We start from the raw sequence: 19,263 nt of genomic DNA on the forward strand, positions 1-19,263 counted from the left end.
AGGCCTCTCAGATCGGCACGGTTTGCGGCCGCTTCCACCGCACCCAGCCGGCGACGATCAGGCGCGTCAGCGTAAATGCGGTGAACACCGTGGTGATGATGCCGATGCCGAGCGTCACGGCAAAGCCGCGCACCGGTCCGGTGCCGATGTAGAACAGCACGGCGGCGGCGATGAAGGTGGTGATGTTGGAGTCGAGGATGGTCGCCAATGCCCGCTTGAAGCCGGCGTCGATCGCCGAGATCGCGTTGCGGCCGCCGCGCAATTCCTCGCGGATGCGCTCGTAGATCAGCACGTTGGAGTCGACCGCGATGCCGACGGTCAGCACGATGCCGGCGATGCCCGGCAACGTCAGCGTGGCGTTGAGCAGCGACAGCAGTCCGAAAATCATGGCGACGTTGATCGCCACCGCGATGTTGGCGAACACGCCGAACAGCCGATAGGTGATCAGCATGAACACGATGACCAGGATCGAGCCGACATAGGCCGCGAGCTCGCCCTTCTCGATCGAGTCCTGCCCGAGGCCGGGACCGACGGTACGCTCTTCGATCACGGTCAGCGGCGCCGGCAGCGCGCCGGCACGCATCAGGATCGCCAGATCGTTGGCCGACTGCACGGTGAAGCTGCCGGAGATCTGGCCCTGTCCGCCGGTGATCGGCTCACGGATCACGGGTGCCGAGATCACCTTGTTGTCGAGCACGATCGCAAACGGCTGGCCGACGTTTTCGGCCGTCGCCTGGGCAAATTTGCGCGCTCCCGACGTATTGAACTTGAAGCTGACGATCGCCTCGCCGGTGCGCTGGTCAAAGCCGGGCTGGGCATCGGAGAGCTCGCCTCCGGAAACCAGAACCTGCTTCTTGACGACATAAGGAACCGGCGGCGGCGACGCGCTCATCAAGAGCTCGGAGTCCGGCGGCAGGCGGCCCTGCTGGGCCTGGTCCGGCGACACCGAGCTGTCGACCATGCGGAATTCCATCTTGGCGGTCTTGCCGAGCAGCTCCTTCAGGCGGGTCGGATCCTGCAGGCCCGGCACCTGGACCAGGATGCGGTCGGTGCCCTGACGCTGGATCACCGGCTCGACCGTGCCGAGCTCGTTGACGCGCCGTTCGACGATCTGGATCGATTGCTCGATGGTCTGCCGGATGCGCTCGGTGATCGCGGCCTGCGGGACCGTCAGGCGGATCAGGCCGCCGCCGGCGTCGGCAACCTCGAGGCTGCGCTGGCCGCTGGAGCCGAGCAGGCCGCCGAGCGGCTGCGACAGCTCGCGGAGCTTCGACAGCGCCGTCGCCTGGTCGCCTTCCTTGGAGATGCGGACTTCCACCGCGTCGTTACGCGTGTTGAGGCCGGTGTAGCCGATCTTGGCTTCACGAAGCACCTTCCGGACATCGTCGCGGATCTGGTCGAGCTTCTCCTTCTTCACGTAGTTGGAGTCGACTTCGAGCAGCAGATAGGAGCCGCCCTGCAAATCGAGGCCGAGGACCAGGCGCCGCTGCGCCCAGGCCGGCCAGGTCTTCACCTGCGCTTCGGGGAAGAAATTGGGCACGGCGCACAGGCAGACCACCAGCGCTGTCAGGATAATCCCCAGCGCTCGCCACCGCGTGAAATACAACATCGAGTTGACCCGTCAGATTCCAAAAAGGCGCCGCGGCAATCAGCTCGCGGACGCCTCGTCCTTGGCGTCGCCCTTCGCCGGCTCACCCTTGGTACGCACACCCGAGATCATCTGGCGCATCTGGCGCACGCGAACGCCGTCCGAAATCTCGAACTCGATCTGGTCGTCGTCGACCACCTTGGTCACCTTGCCGACGAGGCCGCCCGAGGTCACCACGGTGTCGCCGCGGCGGATGTTCTTCACGAGGTCCGCATGGTCGCGCACCTTCTTCTGCTGCGGGCGCAGAATCAGGAAGTACATGATGACGAAGATCAGCGCGAATGGCAGCAGCGACATCAACATGCTGTTGGTGTCACCAGTCGCTCCAGCCTGGGCAAACGCAGGAGTAATCAGCATTCGGACGATCCTCGGATAAGACGGGAAAGAACCGGCAGCGCCCTCGGATTCGGGGCGGTATGGCGGTCCGGACAAATTCGCGCGGACTATAGCGGCCGCGGTCCCAATTGCAACGTTAACGGACCTTCATTTAGGGCGCTTGCGGGACCGCCGCCAGCCCGTTAAGGCTGCGCCGTCAGGAACTGGACAAATGCCGAAAAAAGCCAAGAAAACGACCAGTAAAACAACCCGCAAAACCACCCCCAAGGCTGCCGCCAAGCGCGCTGAAAACGCCGCGACAAAACGCCCGGTAACGGCGCTCGACGGCGCAGCGGCCGAGCGGATCGCGAACGCCCTGGAAGTCATCGCCAGCCGCCTCGCGGACGCCTCCCCGGCCCTCGATCCGGCCGAGAGCTTCGGCGCCGCGGACGCCTTCGTCTGGCATCCGGACGGGCGCCTCGCCCCGGTGCCGCGCGTCAGCCGCGTCGAGATCGGCCTGCTCAAGGGCGTCGACCGGATGCGCGATATCCTGATGGAGAACACCGAGCGCTTCGCCGACGGCCTGCCCGCCAACAATGCGCTGCTCTGGGGCGCCCGCGGCATGGGCAAGTCGTCGCTGGTCAAGGCCACCCATGCCAGCATCAATCTCGACCGCAAGCCGGCCGACCGGCTGAAGCTGATCGAGATCCACCGCGAGGACATCGAGAGCCTGCCCGGCCTGATGGAGCTGCTGCGCAGCTCCTCCTTCCGCTTCATCGTGTTCTGCGACGACCTCTCGTTCGACGGCAACGATGCCTCATACAAGTCGCTGAAGGCCGTGCTGGAAGGCGGCATCGAGGGGCGCCCCGACAACGTCATCCTCTATGCGACCTCGAACCGGCGGCATCTGCTGGCGCGCGAGATGATCGAGAACGAACGCTCGACCGCGATCAATCCCGGCGAAGCGGTCGAGGAAAAGGTGTCGCTGTCGGACCGCTTCGGCCTCTGGCTCGGCTTCCATCGCTGCAGCCAGGACGAATACCTCGCGATGGTGAAGGGCTATTGCGACCATTACGGCATCAAGATCGCCGAGGACGAACTCGAGCGCGAGGCGCTCGAATGGTCGACCACCCGCGGCTCGCGCTCGGGCCGCGTCGCCTGGCAGTACACGCAGGAGCTCGCAGGCCGGCTCGGCGTGCGGCTTAGTGGCAATTAACAGGAATGGGAGGCATAGCCCTCCCGTCATCGCCTGTGTAGCCCGGATGGAGCGCAGCGCAATCCGGGATCGGCGCACGCCGCGAGTGAGCTCCCGGATTTCGCTTCGCTCCATCCGGACTACGCGGCCGAGCGGCAAGTAATTGTCGCTCCAATCGTCAAAACAAAGCGGGGGAGGCTTGCGCCTCCCCCGCTGTCTTTGTTGTGAGACTTGGAAGTCCCTTGAAGTCCCGACGCGTAGCTTACGCGCCGTTGAGGAACTGGAGCGGATCCACCGGCGACGATCCCTTGCGGATCTCGAAGTGGAGCTGCGGCGAGCCCGCCTCGCCGGACTGGCCCGACTTGGCAATCACCTGACCGCGCTTGATGGTATCGCCGCGCTTCACCAGGATTTCGCTCGCATGGGCGTAGGCGGTGACGTAACCATTGGAATGACGGACCAGCACGAGATTGCCGTAGCCCTTCAGCTCATTGCCCGAATAGGCGACGACGCCGTCTTCGGCCGCTTTCACCGGCGTGCCCTCGGGCACCGCGACGTTGATGCCGTCATTGACCTTGCCGTTGGTCTTCGAGCCGTAGGCGGTGATGACCTTGCCGCGCACCGGCCAGCGGAAGGTCGGCAACGCGCCGGTGGCCTCGCTCGACTTGGTGACGACGGGCGCTTCAGCGGCAGCCGCCGGCTGCTCGACCGTCGCGGTCGGCTGGACCAGCCGCGCGCTCTGCTGCGGCAACGCGGTTGCAACAACCTTCGGGGCTGCGACCGCCGGCGCCGGAGCCACGGCAGCAACCGGCGCGGCAGCAACAGGTTGCGTAACGGGCGCGGGTGCCGCCATCGCCGTCTTGGCGCCGGGCACCACGAGCTTCATGCCGAGGCTCAGCCGGGCCGACTGGTCGAGATTGTTGGCGCGGGCGAGCTCGGCCACCGGGATGTGGCGCTGACGCGCGATGCTGTGCAGCGTGTCGCCGCGATTGACATAGTGGACGCCGGCGGGCGCCGCTGCCACGGCGACAGAGCGCGCCGCCGGTGCGGCCATTGCTGGCGCCGCGGCCGACGCCGTCGGGCGCGGAATGACCAGCTGCTGGCCGGGCGACAGCGCGCGCGGTCCCTTGTAGCCGTTGGCGCGCAGGATCTCGGCGGTCGAGACGTTGTAGCGGCGTGCCAGCACTTCCAGCGTGTCGCTGGTGCCGACGATGATGGTGGTGCCGTTGTGCCCGGCAGGGGCTGCGGCGACCGAATGCGGAACGGTGCCGGTGGATTCGATCTGCGGACGCGCGGGCGGCGGCGTGTAGGACGAGACCCCGCGCCCTCCTCCGGAGACGCCGGCATTGGCGTTGGCGACCGGATAGGACTGCGGCGCCGCTGCGACCGGCGCCGGCAACGGCTGTGACTGGTATTGCGAATACTGCGGTTGCGTTCGCGGCCGCGCGTATTGCGGCAACTCGCGCGGCGGCGGCGCCTGCTGCACGGTGCCGGTTGGCTGCGGATCAAACGCAAACGGATTTTGCGAGTAGGAGTTTTGCGAGAAGCGCGACGACATATCGGCGCTGCAACCGGCAAAAGCCATGGACATCAGCGTCAGCACCGCAACCTGCGGTACGCGACGCGAGCGAAGCAACTCAACAACCCCAGACATGGTTACTCACTCGTACGCAACAAAAGACTGTTTTGAGTAAACACGTACCGAGTAAATAACCGCTTAACCCTGCGAATAAGGCGTTGGTGCCAAGCAGCAAATCGCCAAATTTACAATTCGCGCGCGATTCCCGGCAACGCCGGCACAAAGCGGACGTCGACCAATTCCTTGCGGTCGAAGCCGTTCTCGGTCCGCACCACGCGGACGAGGGTCTGGATACCCTGATGCGGCCCGACCGGGGCGATCAGGATGCCGCCGGGTTCGAGCCGCTCCAAGAGCTTCTCCGGGATCTGCTCCATCGCCGCGGTGACGATGATGCGGTCGAAGTCGCCTGCCCCGGCCGGAACGTCGAAGCCGTCCCCGAGCAGCACCTCGATATTGTAATAACCCAGCTTTTCGAGGCGCTTGCGGGCGCCGTCGGCCAGCGTCCGGTAGCGCTCGATGGTCAGCACCTGCTTGCACAACCGGGACAGCACGGCCGCCTGATAGCCCGAGCCGGTGCCGATCTCGAGCACGCGATGGTCCTTCTGCAGTTTCAACTGCTCGGTCATGTAGGCCACGACGAAAGGCTGGCTGATGGTCTGCCCACAGGCGATCGCAAGCGCGCTGTCGCGATAGGCCTCGTTGCGATCGCGCGGATCGACGAAGACCTCGCGCGGCACCTCCTCCATCGTACGCAGCACCGCCTGATCGCTCACCCCACGCCGCCGCAGGGTCAGCTGAAACATCATCTTCTCGGTCGGATCGGGGTTCACGGCCATGTTCATCAGCGTCTCTGGGCGGCAGCGCGGAATCTTGCCCTCTAGTGTGCTGAATGCGAAGTTCGTGCGATTTCGCGGCAGCCACTTTCACGAACTTCGCATTCATAAAGCACACTAGAATCATAAGCTTGCTAGTGTCCTTATCGAATCCGAAGTTCGCTCCGAACGTGCGGCAAATGATGCGAACTTCGGATTCGGGACACTAGATGCCATTGAAATCCGAAATACCGCGTTAAGGAAAAATTTCCCGTCGCGTTTTGTTCCCGGCCAGGAACCATCGCCAGATTTGGCATTGGCGCCGGCCCGGCTCCCTCACATATAATCGGCGGCGATGCGCAGTTAACGTCTGGGTGGCGCAGATCAGGGCGCTCGTAGGGCCAACACACCTCGTTGGCTGTTGGGCAAATCTTGCGCAGCAAAGCCCGCCAGCGCGATGCGGAAAACGCTGTGGCGCGCCGGAAAAGGACCAATTCCCGAACGTTTGCATTGCGCGCTGTAATGTTATTTGCGAGCCTGATTCAGGGAAGGGCAAGGATTCCATCATGACAGCGATACGGCCGGCGGGCTGTTCAGTTTTCCTCGTAGAGGACGAGGTCATGATCCGGATGATGGTCGCCGATATGCTGGAGGAACTCGGCCATAGCGTTGCGGCCGAGGCCGGCGAGATCGGCGAAGCGGTCAAGCTTGCGCAATCGACCGAATTCGACCTCGCGATCCTCGACGTCAACGTCAATGGCAAGGTGATCACCCCGGTCGCCGAACTGATCAACGCCCGCAACCGCCCCTTCATCTTCGCGACCGGCTATGGCTCGTCCGGCCTGCCTCCGGAGTACCGCGACCGTCCGGCGCTGCAAAAGCCCTTCCAACTGGAAACGCTGGCCCAGGTGATCTCCAGCGCGATGAAGGGCGCGCCGGTTTAACGGCAAGTTGCGCGCGTAGTCCGGATGGAGCGAAGCGGGGACTTCACAACACGGGTCCCGGATTTCGCTTCGCTCCATCCGGGCTACAGATTCCCCGAGGATTACTTCAGCGTATCAATCAGCGTTTCCGAAAATGCTTCATCGGTGCGATCGAGCCGCAGCGGTGTGACCGAGACGTAGCGCGCCGCAAGCGCGGCGAGATCGGTGCCTTCGGCCGGCGCATCCATCATCGCCGCGCGCTCGAAGCCGATCCAGAAATATGGATTGCCGCGTCCGTCGTGACGGCGATCGATCTTCAGGAACCCCTGATTGCGCTTGCCCTGCCGCGTGATCCGGATGCCCTTCACGTCATCGGGCATGCAGGACGGGAAGTTGACGTTGATGACGGTGTTTCTGGGGACGCCGGCGCCGATCACCTTGCGAATGATGTCGGGTCCGAATTTCAGCGCGGTGTCCCACAGCGGCGCGTTGCGCGTCTCAATCGAGAATTCCTGCGACAGCGCGAATGACGGAAAGCCCAGAATGGTGCCTTCGAGCGCGCCGGCGATGGTGCCGGAATAGACCACGTCCTCGGCGACGTTGCGGCCCTTGTTGACGCCGCTCAGCACGAGATCGGGCAGCTTGTCTCCGAGAATGTGGCGCGCGCCCATGATGACGCAATCGGTCGGCGTGCCGCGCACCGCGAAGTGACGCGGGCTGACTTCGCGCAGACGCAGCGGATCGTTGAGCGACAGCGAATGCGAGACGCCGGACTGATCGAGCTCGGGGGCAACGATCCAGACGTCGTCGGACAATGCGCGTGCGATCTGCTCGACGACCTGCAGGCCTGGAGCATGGATGCCGTCATCATTGGTGCAGAGAATTCGCATCCGTCAAAGTGCCTTTTGTTCCGATTCGGCGCGGGTATCTTACGCTGCGGCTTCTTGAGTTGACTGCCGTCTTAACCGGCTAGGGCCGCGGAGGCAAACCCGGCGATGGCCCGCGCCATCGTGCCGACGTCACGCGCCATGGACGGACAAATCGCGCGCTGCCGGCGATCTTGCGCTCGAACACCGGCCAAGCTGCTCTGGCCGGCCGCCGAACAACCGCGATCACGGGCGTTGGCCGCGGCGCCTCCGGCACTTTGACCCGTGGGGTCTGACGCAGTTCGGCCCCGAGCCCCCGGGACGCGACAGCTTCTGACCTTGGAGGCTCGGGCTTGGCAGGTTCAGGCTTGGCAGGTTCAGGCTTGGCAGGTTCAGGCTTTGCTTCAACCTTGGGAGCTTCAACCTTGGGCGGCTGAACCCTCCGAGCTTCCGGCCTGGCCGGCTCAAGAGCAATTGGTGCGGTTTGGCGAGGCTCAGGCTTGGGAGGCTTCGGAAGCTCCGATGGGGAGAGCTCGGACTTGACGCGATCGGCCGTGATGGAATCGGCCTTGGCGGGTGCGGTCGCGAGCGACTCGGTTTTCGGAGCTTCAAACGCGCGAGGCTCATCCCTGAGCGGTTCGGGTTTGGGCGGCACCGGAGCGAGCGCTTCGCCCGGTTTTGCGACCGGTGCCGTCGCAGCCGATTTCGATTTCAGCCTGGCCAGCAGCTCCTCGATCGAGGGCACCGATGTCGCGTCAAGCGGCGCGCGCGGCGCGGCCGGCGGCGTCGCCCGGACCTGCGGTGGCGGCGACGCAATCGGTGCAGACGGCGGCAGATCGGCCGGCGCCATCTGGGCGAACTTGCCGCGCGCGATCTCCAGCGCCTTGTCGAAGTCGGGCCTGTCGATCCAGGCCTTCGATTGCACCTCGGCCACGCGCGCGTCCCACAGGCGCGCGGCCTCGATGTCGTAATAGCCCATCTGCTTCTGATTGATCAGCTGCAGACCGTGGCCCGTGACGGCCCATTGTCGACCTAGCCAGTGGATGTCACGGTGCAGCGGCATCACACTGGCCCTCGCCTCACATGCCGTGCTCGATGACCTTGAGCCCGCCCATATAGGGCTGCAGCACATCGGGCACCGCGATCGAACCATCCTGCTGCTGATAAGTCTCCATGACGGCGATCAAGGCCCGCCCGACCGCCGTGCCGGAGCCATTCAGCGTATGCACGAAACGCGGCTTGCCGTCGGGGCCGCGATAGCGCGCGTCCATGCGGCGGGCCTGGAAATCGCCGCATACCGAGCAGCTCGAAATCTCGCGATAGGCGCCGCCATCGCCCTGCCCCGGCATCCACACCTCGATGTCGTAGGTCTTCTGCGCGGAGAAGCCCATGTCGCCGGCGCACAGCGTCATCACGCGATAATGCAGGTCGAGCTTTTGCAGAACCTGCTCGGCGCAGGACAGCATGCGCTCGAGCTCATCCTTGCTGGCTTCCGGAGTCGTGATCGACACCAGTTCCACCTTTGTGAACTGGTGCTGGCGGATCATGCCGCGCGTATCGCGTCCCGCCGCGCCGGCTTCGGCACGGAAGCACGGCGTCAGCGCGGTGAGCCGCATCGGCAGCTCCTTCTCGTCGAGGATGGATTCGCGCGCTAGGTTGGTCAGCGAGACCTCGGCGGTCGGGATCAGGCCGAGGCGCTCGCTGCGCAGATCGGCATTCGGCGACGCGAGCAATTCGCCCTTGATCGCCCAGAACTGGTCGTCCTCGAATTTCGGCAACTGGCCGGTGCCGAACATCACGGCGTCGCGCACCAGCAGCGGCGGATTGATCTCGGTATAGCCGTGCTCGCCGGTGTGCAGGTCGAGCATGAACTGCCCGATCGCACGCTCGAGCCGCGCCAGGCCCTTCTTCAGCACGACGAAGCGCGCGCCGGACAGTTTCGCCGCCGCCTCGAAATCCATGTCACCCAGCGCGGTGCCGAGATCGTCATGCAGCTTCGGCGCAAAGCCGTAGTCGCGCGTCTTGCCGTACACATGGTGCTGAACGTTACCGTGCTCGTCGGTGCCGTCGGGCACCTCGTCGAGCGGCAGGTTCGGAATCGACGACAGCTCTTTGGTCAGCTGTTCATCAGCCGTCTTCGCCGTCAGCTCAAGCTCTGGCATCGTGGTCTTCAGCTCGGCGACTTCAGCCATCAGCTTGGCCGCGCGCGCCTCGTCCTTTGCCTTCTTGGCCTCGCCGATCTCCTTCGAGGCCGCATTGCGCCGCGCCTGGGCCTGCTCCGACGCCAGGATCGCCGCCCGCCGCTTCTCGTCGATCGCCAGCAGCGACGGCGACAGGGCCTCTAACCCGCGGCGCTTCAGGCCGGCGTCGAAGGCTGTCGGGTTGTCGCGGATCGCTTTGATGTCGTGCATGGCAGTCGGGGTCCTAACGTCGCTCAGGCAGATAGCGTTGTATGTCAACGTTTTGCGGCGTGCCTCAACTAGCACAACTGTCATCGCCCGCGAAGGCGGGCGATCCAGTATTCCAGAGACGTCGGTGCGTCACCGAAAAGCCGCGGCGTGCTGGATACCCCGCTTTCGCGGGGTATGACGCCGAGTGTGAGGCGAAATCACCCTATTCGGCCGGATTGGTCGCCGACGGCGCCCCGGACGACGCATTCGAGGTCGCGGCCTTCTTCTCCACGATCCGGACCGCGATGATGGCGCCCTCGTAGAGCGCGAGCAGCGGGATCGCGAGCGAGGCCTGGCTCAGCACGTCGGGCGGCGTCAGCACGGCGGCGATGATGAAGGCGATCACGATGAAGTAGCGCCGCTTCTCCTTCAGCATCTTCGAGGTGACGATGCCGATGCGGCCAAGCAGCGTCAGAATCACCGGCAGCTGGAACGCGATGCCGAAGGCGAAGATCAGCGACATCATCAGCGAAAGATATTCGCCGACCTTGGGCAGCAGCTGGATCTGCGCGGTCTCCGCGCCGCCGGCCTGCTGCATGCCGAGCGAGAACCGCACCAGCATCGGCAGCACAACGAAATAGACCAGCGCCGCGCCCATCACGAAGAACACCGGAGTGGCGATCAGATACGGCAGGAACGCGTTGCGCTCATGCCGGTAGAGACCGGGCGCGACGAATTTGTAGATCTGGGTGGCGACGATCGGAAACGAGATGAAGCCGGCGCCGAACAATGCGAGCTTCAGCTGGGTGATGAAATATTCCAGCAGCGCGGTGTAGATGAACTTCGAATTCTCCGGCCCCGCGATCCAGACGAACGGCCAGACCAGCACGTTGTAGATCTGCTTGGCGAAGAAGAAGCAGATGATGAAGGCCACGCCGAAGCCGAGCAGCGCCTTGATGAGCCGCGAGCGCAGCTCGATCAGGTGATCCATCAAGGGGGCCTTGCTGGCCTCGATGTCTTCGGCGCTCATGACGCCCTCGCGTCCTTGCGCACATCGGGTTGTGCCGGCGTCACGTCCTGCGGCGTCGGCTCGGCCTTCACCTCATTGGTGATCGCGAGCGGCTCGCTGGCGGCAGCATGCGCCTCGGCCTCGACGAAGGTTTCCGGCGTCGGCTCGGCGGGAGTCGTGGGAGTAACCGGTGCGTCACTTGACGTCACCAGTGCGTCGCTCGACGTCACTGGTGCATCAATTGCGGACGCGACCTGCGCATCGACCGGCTTGTCGATCTGCAGGGCGTCGCTGACGTCCTTCTGCAGCGAGGTCATGATGTTGCCGCTGGTGATGCCGGTTGCGGCCTCCTTGACCTCGTCAAAGCTCTTCTTGAGGTCGGCCATCTCGGCCTCGCGCATGGCTTCCTGGAACTGGCCCTGGAATTCGGAGGCCATCTTGCGGGCCTTGCCCATCCATTGCCCGACCATGCGCAGCACGCCCGGCAGTTCTTTCGGGCCGATGGCGATCAGCGCGACGACCGCGATGACGACCAGTTCACTCCACCCGATATCGAACATGAATTCTTCCGCCTAAGCGCGCCGCCATCGGCCCCATCGCTCCCAACAGGATCTGGGGCTGCCGGCGCCTTTTCTCAATCGGCGTCCATAGCGCGTCTGTGCGACGGCGTCACCGTTTCGCGCAAGAAAAAACGTCGAAATATGCGTCAGTACAAGCGCGTTAGACGGCCTTGCTGCCGACGTCCTGGCGCGCGGCCGACGTCGCCGCATTGTGATCGATCGACTTGGTGGGCTCGGTCTTCTCGGCGACCTTGTCGTCGTCCTGCATGCCCTTCTTGAAGGCCTTGATGCCTTGGGCGACGTCACCCATCAGATCAGAAATCTTGCCGCGTCCGAACAGCAGCAGGACCACTGCGATCACGACGATCCAGTGCCAAATGCTCAACGAACCCATCCTGCAACCCTCCAGAAATGGCCGGCGGACCGGCCTGAACTTTGCCGGAAGGTAGGCCCGCGGGGTGTCAAAAACAAGGACCTCGGCCGCGGCAAATCGCTGTCGCGGCTACGTAATATTGCTAGGCTTAACCGGGAATATTCAGGCTTATTCGCCCTTGTCCTCGGTGTCGGTGTCATCACGCGCGTGGTCGGCGCGGTCTTCCGGCTCGCCAGCGTCAGGTTCGGCCGCATCCGCTTCAGAGGTAACGCCCGCCTGGAGCTCGGCCTGGGCGGTCGTTTCGGCCTCAGCAGTCCCAACCTCATCAGTCGTTTCTGCGTCGGCCTTCGGTTCCTCGGCTTCCGGCTCGACCGCCGGCGCCAGCAACAGTTCCAGCGTATCACCCGGCTCGAGCGGCTCCTCGTCCTCCCGCAGCGTCGCGTCATCCGACGGCGACGGAACGGAAAATCCGGTCGGCAGACGCGAGTCGAGCAGACCCGTGCCCTTCAGCTCCTCGAGCCCTGGCAGGTCGCCGAGTGCTTCCAGGCTGAACTGCGACAGGAACGCGTCGGTGGTTCCGAAGGTGAGCGGACGGCCCGGCGTCTTGCGGCGGCCGCGCGGCCGGATCCAGCCGGTCTCGAGCAGCACGTCGATCGTACCCTTTGACGTGACCACGCCGCGAATCTCTTCGATCTCGGCGCGAGTCACCGGCTGGTGATAGGCAACGATCGCCAGCACCTCGATCGCTGCACGCGACAGCTTCCGGGTTTCGGTGCTTTCGCGCGTCATCAGCCACGACAGATCGCCGGCGGTGCGGAACGTCCACTTGTTGGCGACACGCACCAGGTTGACGCCGCGCGGCGCGTATTCCGCCTGCAGCTGCGCGAGCGCCGCCTTGACGTCGACGCCGTCAGGCATCCGCTTTGCCAGCGTTGCCTGATCGATCGGCTCGGCCGATGCAAACAACAGGGCTTCAAGGAGCCGCAATTCCTCAGGACGCGCCACCGGATCCATAGGAGAAACCTCCTCCTCGGGCTCTTCTCTGCGCACTTCCGCCAAGCTTGCCATGGGCTTGCTCTCCTTCTTCCACTTACTCAACCGACAGGTCCGGCGCCGCCACTGCGGCTTGCGCTTGACGCTTTCGGAAATAGATCGGCGCGAACGCCTGCTTCTGGTTGATCTCCATCTCGCCTTCGCGAACCAGTTCGAGGGCGGCCGCGAAGCTCGAGGCGAACACCGTCGCCTTCTGCTTGGGATCTGCGACGTACTTCATCAGGTACTCGTCGAGGCAGCTCCATTCCTCTGCGAGGCCAACCAGCCGCTCCAGCGACGCGCGCGCTTCGGCGAGCGACCACACCGTCCGCTTGGCCAGATGCACCGAGGTCAGCACGCGCGACGCGCGCTGCGTGGCATAGGCCGACAGCAGGTCGTACAAGGTCGCGGTGAACTTCGGATGCTTGATCTCGGCGATCGATTCCGGATTGCCGCGCGGAAAGATATCGCGCTGGAACTGCGGCCGATTCATCAGCCGGTTCGCCGCCTCGCGGATCGCCTCCAGGCGGCGCAGCCGGTTGGCGAGCGCGGTCGCCATTTCCTCGGCGCTCGGCCCCTCCGCGGTCGGCGGCTCGGGCAGCAGGAGCCGCGACTTCAGGAACGCCAGCCACGCCGCCATCACCAGATAGTCGGCCGCAAGCTCGAGGCGAATCTTGCGCGCCGCCTCGATGAAGGAAAGATACTGGTCGGCAAGCGCAAGGATCGAGATCTTCGACAGGTCGACCTTCTGCTGCCGTGCCAGCGTCAACAGCAGGTCGAGCGGGCCCTCATAGCCCTCGACGTCGACCACCAGCGCCGGTTCGCCCTCGGCGAGGTCGGCCGGCCGCCCGCTATCAAACGAAAGAATTTCAGCGGTCATGCCGTCCCTACCCGATCCAACAACGCATCCAGTTCAGCCCGTGCCGCCTGCCGGTCGAGCGGCTGAGGCGGCTTGCGCGCGGCGAGCGTCGCCTTGGCGCGCTCAAGCGCCTTGCCGGTCAGTTCCGGCGTTTCGCGTGCAACCTCGCGCATCTCGTCAATATTGCCGTTGCAGTGCAGAACCATGTCGCAACCGGCGGTGACGATGGCGCGGGTCCGCTCGGCAATCGATCCGGCCAGCGCATTCATCGACACGTCATCACTCATCAACAAACCTTGGAACCCGATCAGGCCGCGAATCACCTGTTCGATGATTGTCGCAGAAGTCGTCGCCGGATGGACGGGGTCGAGCGCGCTAAACACAACATGTGCAGTCATGGCCATCGGCAGATCCGCAAGCGGCTGGAACGCAGCAAAATCGGTCCGTTCCAGCTCGGCCCTGGCGGTATCAACGGTCGGAAGCCGGAAATGGCTGTCCGCCGGGGCCCGGCCATGGCCGGGAATATGCTTGAGAACCGGCAGTACCCCGCCCTGTTCCAGCCCGTCCGTGACCGCCCGCGCGATCGCCGCGACCTTGCCCGGCTCGGTTCCATAGGCCCGGTTGCCGATCACCGCGTCCGCCCCGGCCACGGGAACGTCGGCCAAAGGCAGGCAATCGACGGTGATTCCGAGGTCGGTCAGGTCGGCCGCAATCAGCCGTGAGCTGAGACGAGCTGCCGCAAGCCCGAGCTTCGGATCGATATCGTAGAGCGCCCCAAAGCTCGCGCCCGGCGGATAGGCCGGCCAATGCGGCGGGCCAAGCCGCTGCACCCGCCCGCCTTCCTGGTCGATCAGGACCGGGGCATCGGCGACGCCGACTGCGGACCGGAGTTCCCCAACAAGAGCCGCCACTTGGGCAGGACTCTCGATGTTGCGCTTGAACAGAATGAAGCCCCATGGCCGCTCGGCGCGAATGAATTCGCGTTCGGCGTCGTTGAGGATCAGCCCGGATATGCCCGTGATGAATGCGCGCTTCGTCATTCGGCCGATTAGGCCGTATGCAGCTCACGGGTCAAGGAAACGGCCTTTAATTTCTTTGGATGAGGCACTGCGGTCCACCCGCCGACATCAGGCTCTTGCACAGCTGGCTCGCCTCTTCCGAGGACGCGAACGGGCCGGCAAAGGCGCGGTAGTAGACGCCTTTCTCTCCGAGATCGACGCGCTTCACCACCAAGGGCTGCGAACCGAGCACGTTGCGATACTTGCCCTGCAGCGTCCGGTACGACGCCTGGGCATCCGCCTCGTTCTTCTGCGAGGACACCTGGACCAGATATCCGCCGCCACCAACCGGAGCCGCCGAGGTTGACGCGACCCGGGTCGGAGGCGCGGCCGGAGCCGCCTCGGCCTGGCCGGGAACAAGCGACATTGGCGAGTTGACGCTGGCATTGGCCGCAGCCGGGTTGCCGCGCGACACCGGAGGCTTCGCCGCCGCCGGAGGTTTCGCCGGCACGGTTGCGGTGGCCTGCGTGCCATCGGGCGTATCGCCCTTGACCGAAAGCGTGCGGACCTTGCGCGGCTCGTTGTTCGGCAACGTGCCGTTCGCGGTGATCGGCGCCGGCGCCGGCTGCGCCGTCTGCACGCTGGCGGGCGGCGGCGGATTCGCATTGGCGTTCAGCGGCGGAAACACCACGCGCGGTCCGGCGGTCTTCGAGTTGACGTCGACCGGCGTCTCTTCGCGCGACACGATCTTCTCGGTGCCGTCGCCCGTCGCCATCCGGTCCGGCGTCTTGGCCGGCGCGTCGGCCTGGGCCGGGATCACCTTGGTCGGCGTGTTGTCAGCCTTGATGATCGGCGGCTCACCGCTGCGGGGCGAACCGACATAGGTCCGGTAGGCGTACGCGCCACCGACACCGAACACGCCAAGCGCCAGCACCGCGGCGACCGTAATCAAGCCGCTGCGCCGCCGACGGGGCTCGGGTTCTTCCTCGTAGGCCTCCTCATAGGCATAGGGATCGTCCGGATAGGCGGGATCGCGCTGCAGGTCCTGCTCGCCGGCTTCCAGCTGGCCGTAGAGCGCGTCGTCATAGCGCGACGGATCCTGACTCTGACCGCCACTCTGATAGTGCGGCTCCTCGTCAAAAGCCTCCGGCTGTCGAGGGGCCTCGACCGGCCGATATTGCGCCACCGGCGCGGGCGCAGGCGCGGGCTGCGCCTGCTGAGCCGCGTAGCGATGCAACGGATGCACCGGCTTCGGCTGGTAGTCCTGCTCGGGCTCTTCGTCTTCGATGTTCTGCACGGGAGGCGGAGCGACAGCCTCCTGCCGCGCGCGTTGCATCCAGGGCGGCGGGCCCGCGGGCGGCGCATCCTCGTCCGCGGCCTGCGGCTCGTATTGTTGCGGCCGCGCGTTGGCGCGCGACTGCAGCGGGCGCGGTGGCGGCTTGTTCGCGCTGCCGAAGGGATCCGTCTGGCCGATCAGCCGTGCCAGTTCGGCAAGCGGATCGCTGTCGGCCTTGGAAGCCGTGTCGGCGGGAAAATGTCGGTCCTGATATCGATCAGCCATTGTGATCATGCATCCCCTTCGGGACAGCGCCAAGATCGCCGGCACAGCCGGTCCGTACGAGTTGGCCTCTGCCAGATGCCCTCACAAATCCCCACTCGTGAGGGCCTAATGCCCCTGCCTACCGCATCTCGGTCGGAGCGTGGACGCCTAGAACAGCTAAGCCCGATGCCAGAACCGAGACGACGCCCTGAACCATTGCCAGTCGCGCCCCCGTGATCTCTGCATCATTATTGATAATGAAGCGTAAATAGGGCAAATCGCGCCCCTTGGTCCAAAGCGCATGAAATTCACTGGCCAAATCATAGAGATAAAAAGCGATTCGGTGCGGCTCATGTGCCACCGCGGCGGCCTCGATCATCCGCGGATAAAGCGCAAGCCGCTTGAGCAGCTCGAGTTCGGCCGGGTCGGTCAGCCGCTCGACCGTAGCATTACGGAGATAGGCCAGCCGGGCCTCATCGGTCTCAGGCAGATCGGGAACCGCTTCCTCCCGCGCGTTGCGGAAGATCGAATGGCCGCGGGCGTGGCCGTACTGGACGTAGAAGACCGCGTTGTCCTTTGACTGCTCGATCACCTTGGCGAGGTCGAAATCGAGCACCGCGTCGTTCTTGCGGAACAGCATCATGAATCGGACAGCGTCCGAGCCGACCTCGTCGACCACCTCGCGCAGCGTGACGAATTCGCCGGACCGCTTCGACATCTTCACCGGCTCGCCGTCGCGCAGCAGCTTCACGAGCTGGACGATCTTGACGTCGAGCACAGCCTTGCCGGCGGTCACCGCCTTCACCGCCGCCTGCATCCGCTTGATGTAGCCGCCGTGATCGGCACCGAACACGTCGATCAGATTGGTGAAGCCACGCTCGAACTTGTAGCGGTGGTTGGCGATGTCGGACGCGAAGTAGGTGTAGGAGCCGTCCGACTTGATCAGCGGTCGATCGACGTCGTCGCCATAGGCGGTGGCGCGGAACAGCGACTGCTCGCGGTCCTCGTAGTCCTCGACCGGCTTGCCCTTCGGCGGCGGCAAACGGCCCTCATAGATGTCGCCCTTTGCGCGCAGGAAATCGATCGTCTCGGCGACCTTGTTGTTGCCTGATGTGATCAGCGAGCGCTCGGAGAAGAACACGTCGTGATGGATGTTGAGCGCGGCGAGATCGCCCTTGATCATCTCCATCATCATCGCGATCGCCTTGTCGCGCACGATCGGCAGCCACGCGGCTTCCTGCATATCGAGCAGCTTCTCGCCATATTCTTTGGCGAGCGCCTCGCCGACCGGCACGAGGTAATCGCCGGGATAGAGCCCTTCCGGGATCGCGCCGATGTCCAGGCCCAGCGCCTCGCGGTAGCGCAGGAACGCCGAGCGCGCGAGCACATCGACCTGGGCGCCGGCGTCGTTGATGTAATATTCGCGGCAGACGTCGAAGCCCGCGAATTGCAGCAGGCTGCACAGCGCGTCGCCGAACACGGCGCCGCGGCAATGGCCGACATGCATCGGTCCGGTCGGGTTGGCCGAGACATATTCGACATTGACCTTCTCGGCCTTGCCGATGTCGCTGCGCCCGTAAGCCGAGCCGGCGGCCAGCACGGCACGCAACGCGTCCGCCCAGACTTGCGGCTTCAAGGTCAGGTTGATGAAGCCGGGCCCGGCGACATCGACCGAGGCCACCAGCGCATCGGCGCGCAGCCGCTCGGCGATCTTGTCGGCGAGCTCGCGCGGCTTGGCCTTGGCATCCTTGGCGAGCACCATCGCGGCATTGGTCGCCATGTCGCCATGGCTGGCGTCGCGCGGCGGCTCCACCACGACGCGGGACAGATCGATGCCGGCGGGCCAATTGTCCTCGGCTGCGACAGCGGCACAGATCGCATGCACGCGCGTCAGCATATCGGCAAAAAGGTGTGGTGAAGCAGTGGTGTCGGCCATGGCAGGGCGCTAACGCAAATCCGGGGTCGAGTCAAAAAGCCTTTGGTGCTCGATCAGGGCGAAACGGTCGGTCATCCCGGCAATGAAATTGCCGATCCGCCTGTTCCGAGCGCTCCCGGTCTCCTGCACGCTGCCCTCGATCCATTCCGCCGGCAGGTCTTCAGGCGATTGCAGGTAGCGCTCGAACAGGTTGCGGACCACCTCCTCCGCCTCCCCCATCACCAGCATCACCCGCTTGTGGCGATACATCCGCCGGAACAGGAACGCCTTGATCGCCGCCTCCTGCTCCGCCACCTCGGACGGAAACGCGATCAGCGGGGTATTGTGGTGACGCACGTCGTGGGCCGATTGCGGCTGCGCGGCCGCGAGGCGCCGGCTCGCCTCGTTGAAGACCGCGCTGATGAAGTGTGAGATCAGCTCACGCACCAGTTCGGCGCCGCGCCGGACCTCGTCGAGCCCGGGATAGTGGCGGTCGATCTCGGCGATGATCTCTGCGGTCAGCGGCATCTCCTTGAGGTCGTCGACCGCGAACAGGCCGGCACGCAGGCCGTCATCGATATCGTGCGCGTCGTAGGCAATGTCGTCGGCAAAGGCCGCGATCTGCGCCTCGAGCGAAGCATAGCTCCAGAGCTCGAGGTCGTGGCCCTTGTTGTAGTCGGCAATTCCGATCGGGATTCCACTCTCCAGGTAGCGGCCGGCGGGTGCGCCGTTGCGCTCGGTCAGGGGGCCGTTGTGCTTGACGATCCCCTCGAGCGATTCCCAGGTCAGGTTCAGCCCGCCGAATTCGGGGTAGCGATGCTCCAGCGAGGTGACGACCCGCAGCGCCTGCGCATTGTGGTCGAAGCCGCCGTCATCCCTGAGGCATTCGTCGAGCGCCCGCTCGCCGGCATGGCCGAACGGCGGATGGCCGAGGTCATGCGCCAGCGCCAGCGTCTCGGTCAGGTCCTCGTCGACCCCGAGCTGGCGGGCCAGCGCCCGGGCGATCTGCGCGACCTCCAGTGAATGGGTCAGCCGCGTGCGGTAGTGATCGCCTTCGTGGAAGACGAAGACCTGGGTCTTGTGCTTGAGGCGGCGGAACGCGGTGGAATGAATCACCCGGTCGCAGTCGCGCCGGAATGGGCTCCGGGTCCGGCTCGGCGGCTCCGCGACCAGCCGGCCGCGGCTGCGATCGGGGTCGCAGGCATAAGGCGCGCGGGGGGTAGCCATTCCGACCGACACTGTATTTTAG

At 65.0% G+C, this 19,263-nt stretch carries 17 protein-coding genes and 1 pseudogene; 2 read left to right on the plus strand and 16 right to left on the minus strand.

The window, feature by feature from the left end:
• Positions 1-7: 7 nt before the first annotated feature.
• Together secD and yajC are read right to left on the minus strand one after the other, a co-directional pair.
• Positions 8-1,609 (minus strand): protein translocase subunit SecD, encoded by a 1,602-nt coding sequence (gene secD, locus I6F38_RS15655; RefSeq protein ID WP_016846892.1) that lies wholly within the window; start codon positions 1,607-1,609, stop codon positions 8-10.
• A gap of 39 nt (positions 1,610-1,648) precedes the next feature.
• Complete coding sequence (yajC, locus tag I6F38_RS15660; RefSeq protein WP_026192737.1) at positions 1,649-2,005, minus strand: preprotein translocase subunit YajC; 357 nt, start codon at positions 2,003-2,005, stop codon at positions 1,649-1,651.
• Between the two features lie 190 nt (positions 2,006-2,195).
• Between yajC and I6F38_RS15665 the strand changes: the two genes are divergently transcribed.
• Positions 2,196-3,179, plus strand: a complete 984-nt coding sequence (locus I6F38_RS15665) for an ATP-binding protein (protein WP_057018531.1) — start codon at positions 2,196-2,198, stop codon at positions 3,177-3,179.
• Positions 3,180-3,420: 241 nt separating this feature from the next.
• On the opposite strand, the gene I6F38_RS15670 is transcribed toward I6F38_RS15665, so the two are convergent.
• Both I6F38_RS15670 and I6F38_RS15675 read right to left on the minus strand, forming a co-directional pair.
• Positions 3,421-4,812 carry a LysM peptidoglycan-binding domain-containing M23 family metallopeptidase gene (locus I6F38_RS15670; RefSeq protein WP_225160972.1) on the minus strand — a complete coding sequence of 464 codons (1,392 nt, stop codon included), beginning with the start codon at positions 4,810-4,812 and terminating at the stop codon, positions 3,421-3,423.
• Positions 4,813-4,922: 110 nt separating this feature from the next.
• The gene (locus tag I6F38_RS15675) at positions 4,923-5,579 is read right to left on the minus strand and encodes a protein-L-isoaspartate(D-aspartate) O-methyltransferase (protein ID WP_176936930.1); all 657 of its coding nucleotides are present in this window, start codon (positions 5,577-5,579) and stop codon (positions 4,923-4,925) included.
• Positions 5,580-6,115: 536 nt separating this feature from the next.
• On the opposite strand from I6F38_RS15675, the gene I6F38_RS15680 reads away from it, so the two are divergent.
• On the plus strand, positions 6,116-6,493 hold the full coding sequence (locus I6F38_RS15680) for a response regulator (protein ID WP_026192734.1): 378 nt from the start codon (positions 6,116-6,118) through the stop codon (positions 6,491-6,493).
• Positions 6,494-6,594: 101 nt separating this feature from the next.
• Here the strand turns inward: I6F38_RS15680 and surE are convergent, their stop codons facing one another.
• The 12 genes and pseudogenes from surE to I6F38_RS15740 form a co-directional block, all read right to left on the minus strand.
• Entirely contained in the window at positions 6,595-7,362 is a 768-nt protein-coding gene (gene surE / locus I6F38_RS15685; RefSeq protein WP_028332131.1) for a 5'/3'-nucleotidase SurE, read from the minus strand.
• A gap of 79 nt (positions 7,363-7,441) precedes the next feature.
• Positions 7,442-8,401, minus strand: a complete 960-nt coding sequence (locus I6F38_RS15690; protein ID WP_225160973.1) for a hypothetical protein — start codon at positions 8,399-8,401, stop codon at positions 7,442-7,444.
• A 16-nt stretch (positions 8,402-8,417) separates the two neighbouring features.
• A complete protein-coding gene (gene serS / locus I6F38_RS15695; protein ID WP_225160974.1) occupies positions 8,418-9,749 on the minus strand; it encodes a serine--tRNA ligase in 1,332 nt (443 codons plus the stop codon).
• Between the two features lie 202 nt (positions 9,750-9,951).
• Complete coding sequence (gene tatC / locus I6F38_RS15700; protein WP_028332134.1) at positions 9,952-10,758, minus strand: twin-arginine translocase subunit TatC; 807 nt, start codon at positions 10,756-10,758, stop codon at positions 9,952-9,954.
• Positions 10,755-11,297 (minus strand): Sec-independent protein translocase protein TatB, encoded by a 543-nt coding sequence (gene tatB / locus I6F38_RS15705; RefSeq protein ID WP_225160975.1) that lies wholly within the window; start codon positions 11,295-11,297, stop codon positions 10,755-10,757. Before tatB ends, tatC begins: the two co-directional genes overlap by 4 nt.
• 160 nt (positions 11,298-11,457) lie before the next feature.
• Entirely contained in the window at positions 11,458-11,691 is a 234-nt protein-coding gene (locus I6F38_RS15710; RefSeq protein WP_016846882.1) for a twin-arginine translocase TatA/TatE family subunit, read from the minus strand.
• Between the two features lie 237 nt (positions 11,692-11,928).
• Positions 11,929-12,738, minus strand: a pseudogene (gene scpB, locus I6F38_RS15715) (SMC-Scp complex subunit ScpB); the annotation flags it as partial.
• Positions 12,739-12,760: 22 nt separating this feature from the next.
• The gene (locus I6F38_RS15720) at positions 12,761-13,582 is read right to left on the minus strand and encodes a ScpA family protein (protein ID WP_225160976.1); all 822 of its coding nucleotides are present in this window, start codon (positions 13,580-13,582) and stop codon (positions 12,761-12,763) included.
• Positions 13,579-14,601, minus strand: a complete 1,023-nt coding sequence (gene nagZ / locus I6F38_RS15725) for a beta-N-acetylhexosaminidase (protein ID WP_225160977.1) — start codon at positions 14,599-14,601, stop codon at positions 13,579-13,581. The genes I6F38_RS15720 and nagZ overlap by 4 nt, the downstream gene beginning before the upstream one ends.
• Before the next feature lie 46 nt (positions 14,602-14,647).
• A complete protein-coding gene (locus I6F38_RS15730) occupies positions 14,648-16,120 on the minus strand; it encodes an SPOR domain-containing protein (RefSeq protein WP_225160978.1) in 1,473 nt (490 codons plus the stop codon).
• Between the two features lie 118 nt (positions 16,121-16,238).
• Positions 16,239-18,035, minus strand: coding sequence for an arginine--tRNA ligase (gene argS / locus I6F38_RS15735; protein ID WP_225160979.1), 1,797 nt, complete (start codon positions 18,033-18,035; stop codon positions 16,239-16,241).
• A 9-nt stretch (positions 18,036-18,044) separates the two neighbouring features.
• Positions 18,045-19,253 (minus strand): deoxyguanosinetriphosphate triphosphohydrolase, encoded by a 1,209-nt coding sequence (locus tag I6F38_RS15740; protein ID WP_225160980.1) that lies wholly within the window; start codon positions 19,251-19,253, stop codon positions 18,045-18,047.
• Between the last annotated feature and the right edge of the window lie 10 nt (positions 19,254-19,263).

Origin of the sequence: Bradyrhizobium sp. BRP56, assembly GCF_020194035.1 — a bacterium.
Lineage (GTDB): Bacteria > Pseudomonadota > Alphaproteobacteria > Rhizobiales > Xanthobacteraceae > Bradyrhizobium > Bradyrhizobium australafricanum.

Coding starts and splice junctions, on each gene's coding strand:
- secD (WP_016846892.1), bottom strand. CDS start 1,609: ATGTTGTATTTCACGCGGTGGCGAGCGCTGGGGATTATCCTGACAGCG.
- yajC (WP_026192737.1), bottom strand. CDS start 2,005: ATGCTGATTACTCCTGCGTTTGCCCAGGCTGGAGCGACTGGTGACACC.
- I6F38_RS15665 (WP_057018531.1), top strand. CDS start 2,196: ATGCCGAAAAAAGCCAAGAAAACGACCAGTAAAACAACCCGCAAAACC.
- I6F38_RS15670 (WP_225160972.1), bottom strand. CDS start 4,812: ATGTCTGGGGTTGTTGAGTTGCTTCGCTCGCGTCGCGTACCGCAGGTT.
- I6F38_RS15675 (WP_176936930.1), bottom strand. CDS start 5,579: ATGAACATGGCCGTGAACCCCGATCCGACCGAGAAGATGATGTTTCAG.
- I6F38_RS15680 (WP_026192734.1), top strand. CDS start 6,116: ATGACAGCGATACGGCCGGCGGGCTGTTCAGTTTTCCTCGTAGAGGAC.
- surE (WP_028332131.1), bottom strand. CDS start 7,362: ATGCGAATTCTCTGCACCAATGATGACGGCATCCATGCTCCAGGCCTG.
- I6F38_RS15690 (WP_225160973.1), bottom strand. CDS start 8,401: ATGCCGCTGCACCGTGACATCCACTGGCTAGGTCGACAATGGGCCGTC.
- serS (WP_225160974.1), bottom strand. CDS start 9,749: ATGCACGACATCAAAGCGATCCGCGACAACCCGACAGCCTTCGACGCC.
- tatC (WP_028332134.1), bottom strand. CDS start 10,758: ATGAGCGCCGAAGACATCGAGGCCAGCAAGGCCCCCTTGATGGATCAC.
- tatB (WP_225160975.1), bottom strand. CDS start 11,297: ATGTTCGATATCGGGTGGAGTGAACTGGTCGTCATCGCGGTCGTCGCG.
- I6F38_RS15710 (WP_016846882.1), bottom strand. CDS start 11,691: ATGGGTTCGTTGAGCATTTGGCACTGGATCGTCGTGATCGCAGTGGTC.
- I6F38_RS15720 (WP_225160976.1), bottom strand. CDS start 13,582: ATGACCGCTGAAATTCTTTCGTTTGATAGCGGGCGGCCGGCCGACCTC.
- nagZ (WP_225160977.1), bottom strand. CDS start 14,601: ATGACGAAGCGCGCATTCATCACGGGCATATCCGGGCTGATCCTCAAC.
- I6F38_RS15730 (WP_225160978.1), bottom strand. CDS start 16,120: ATGGCTGATCGATATCAGGACCGACATTTTCCCGCCGACACGGCTTCC.
- argS (WP_225160979.1), bottom strand. CDS start 18,035: ATGGCCGACACCACTGCTTCACCACACCTTTTTGCCGATATGCTGACG.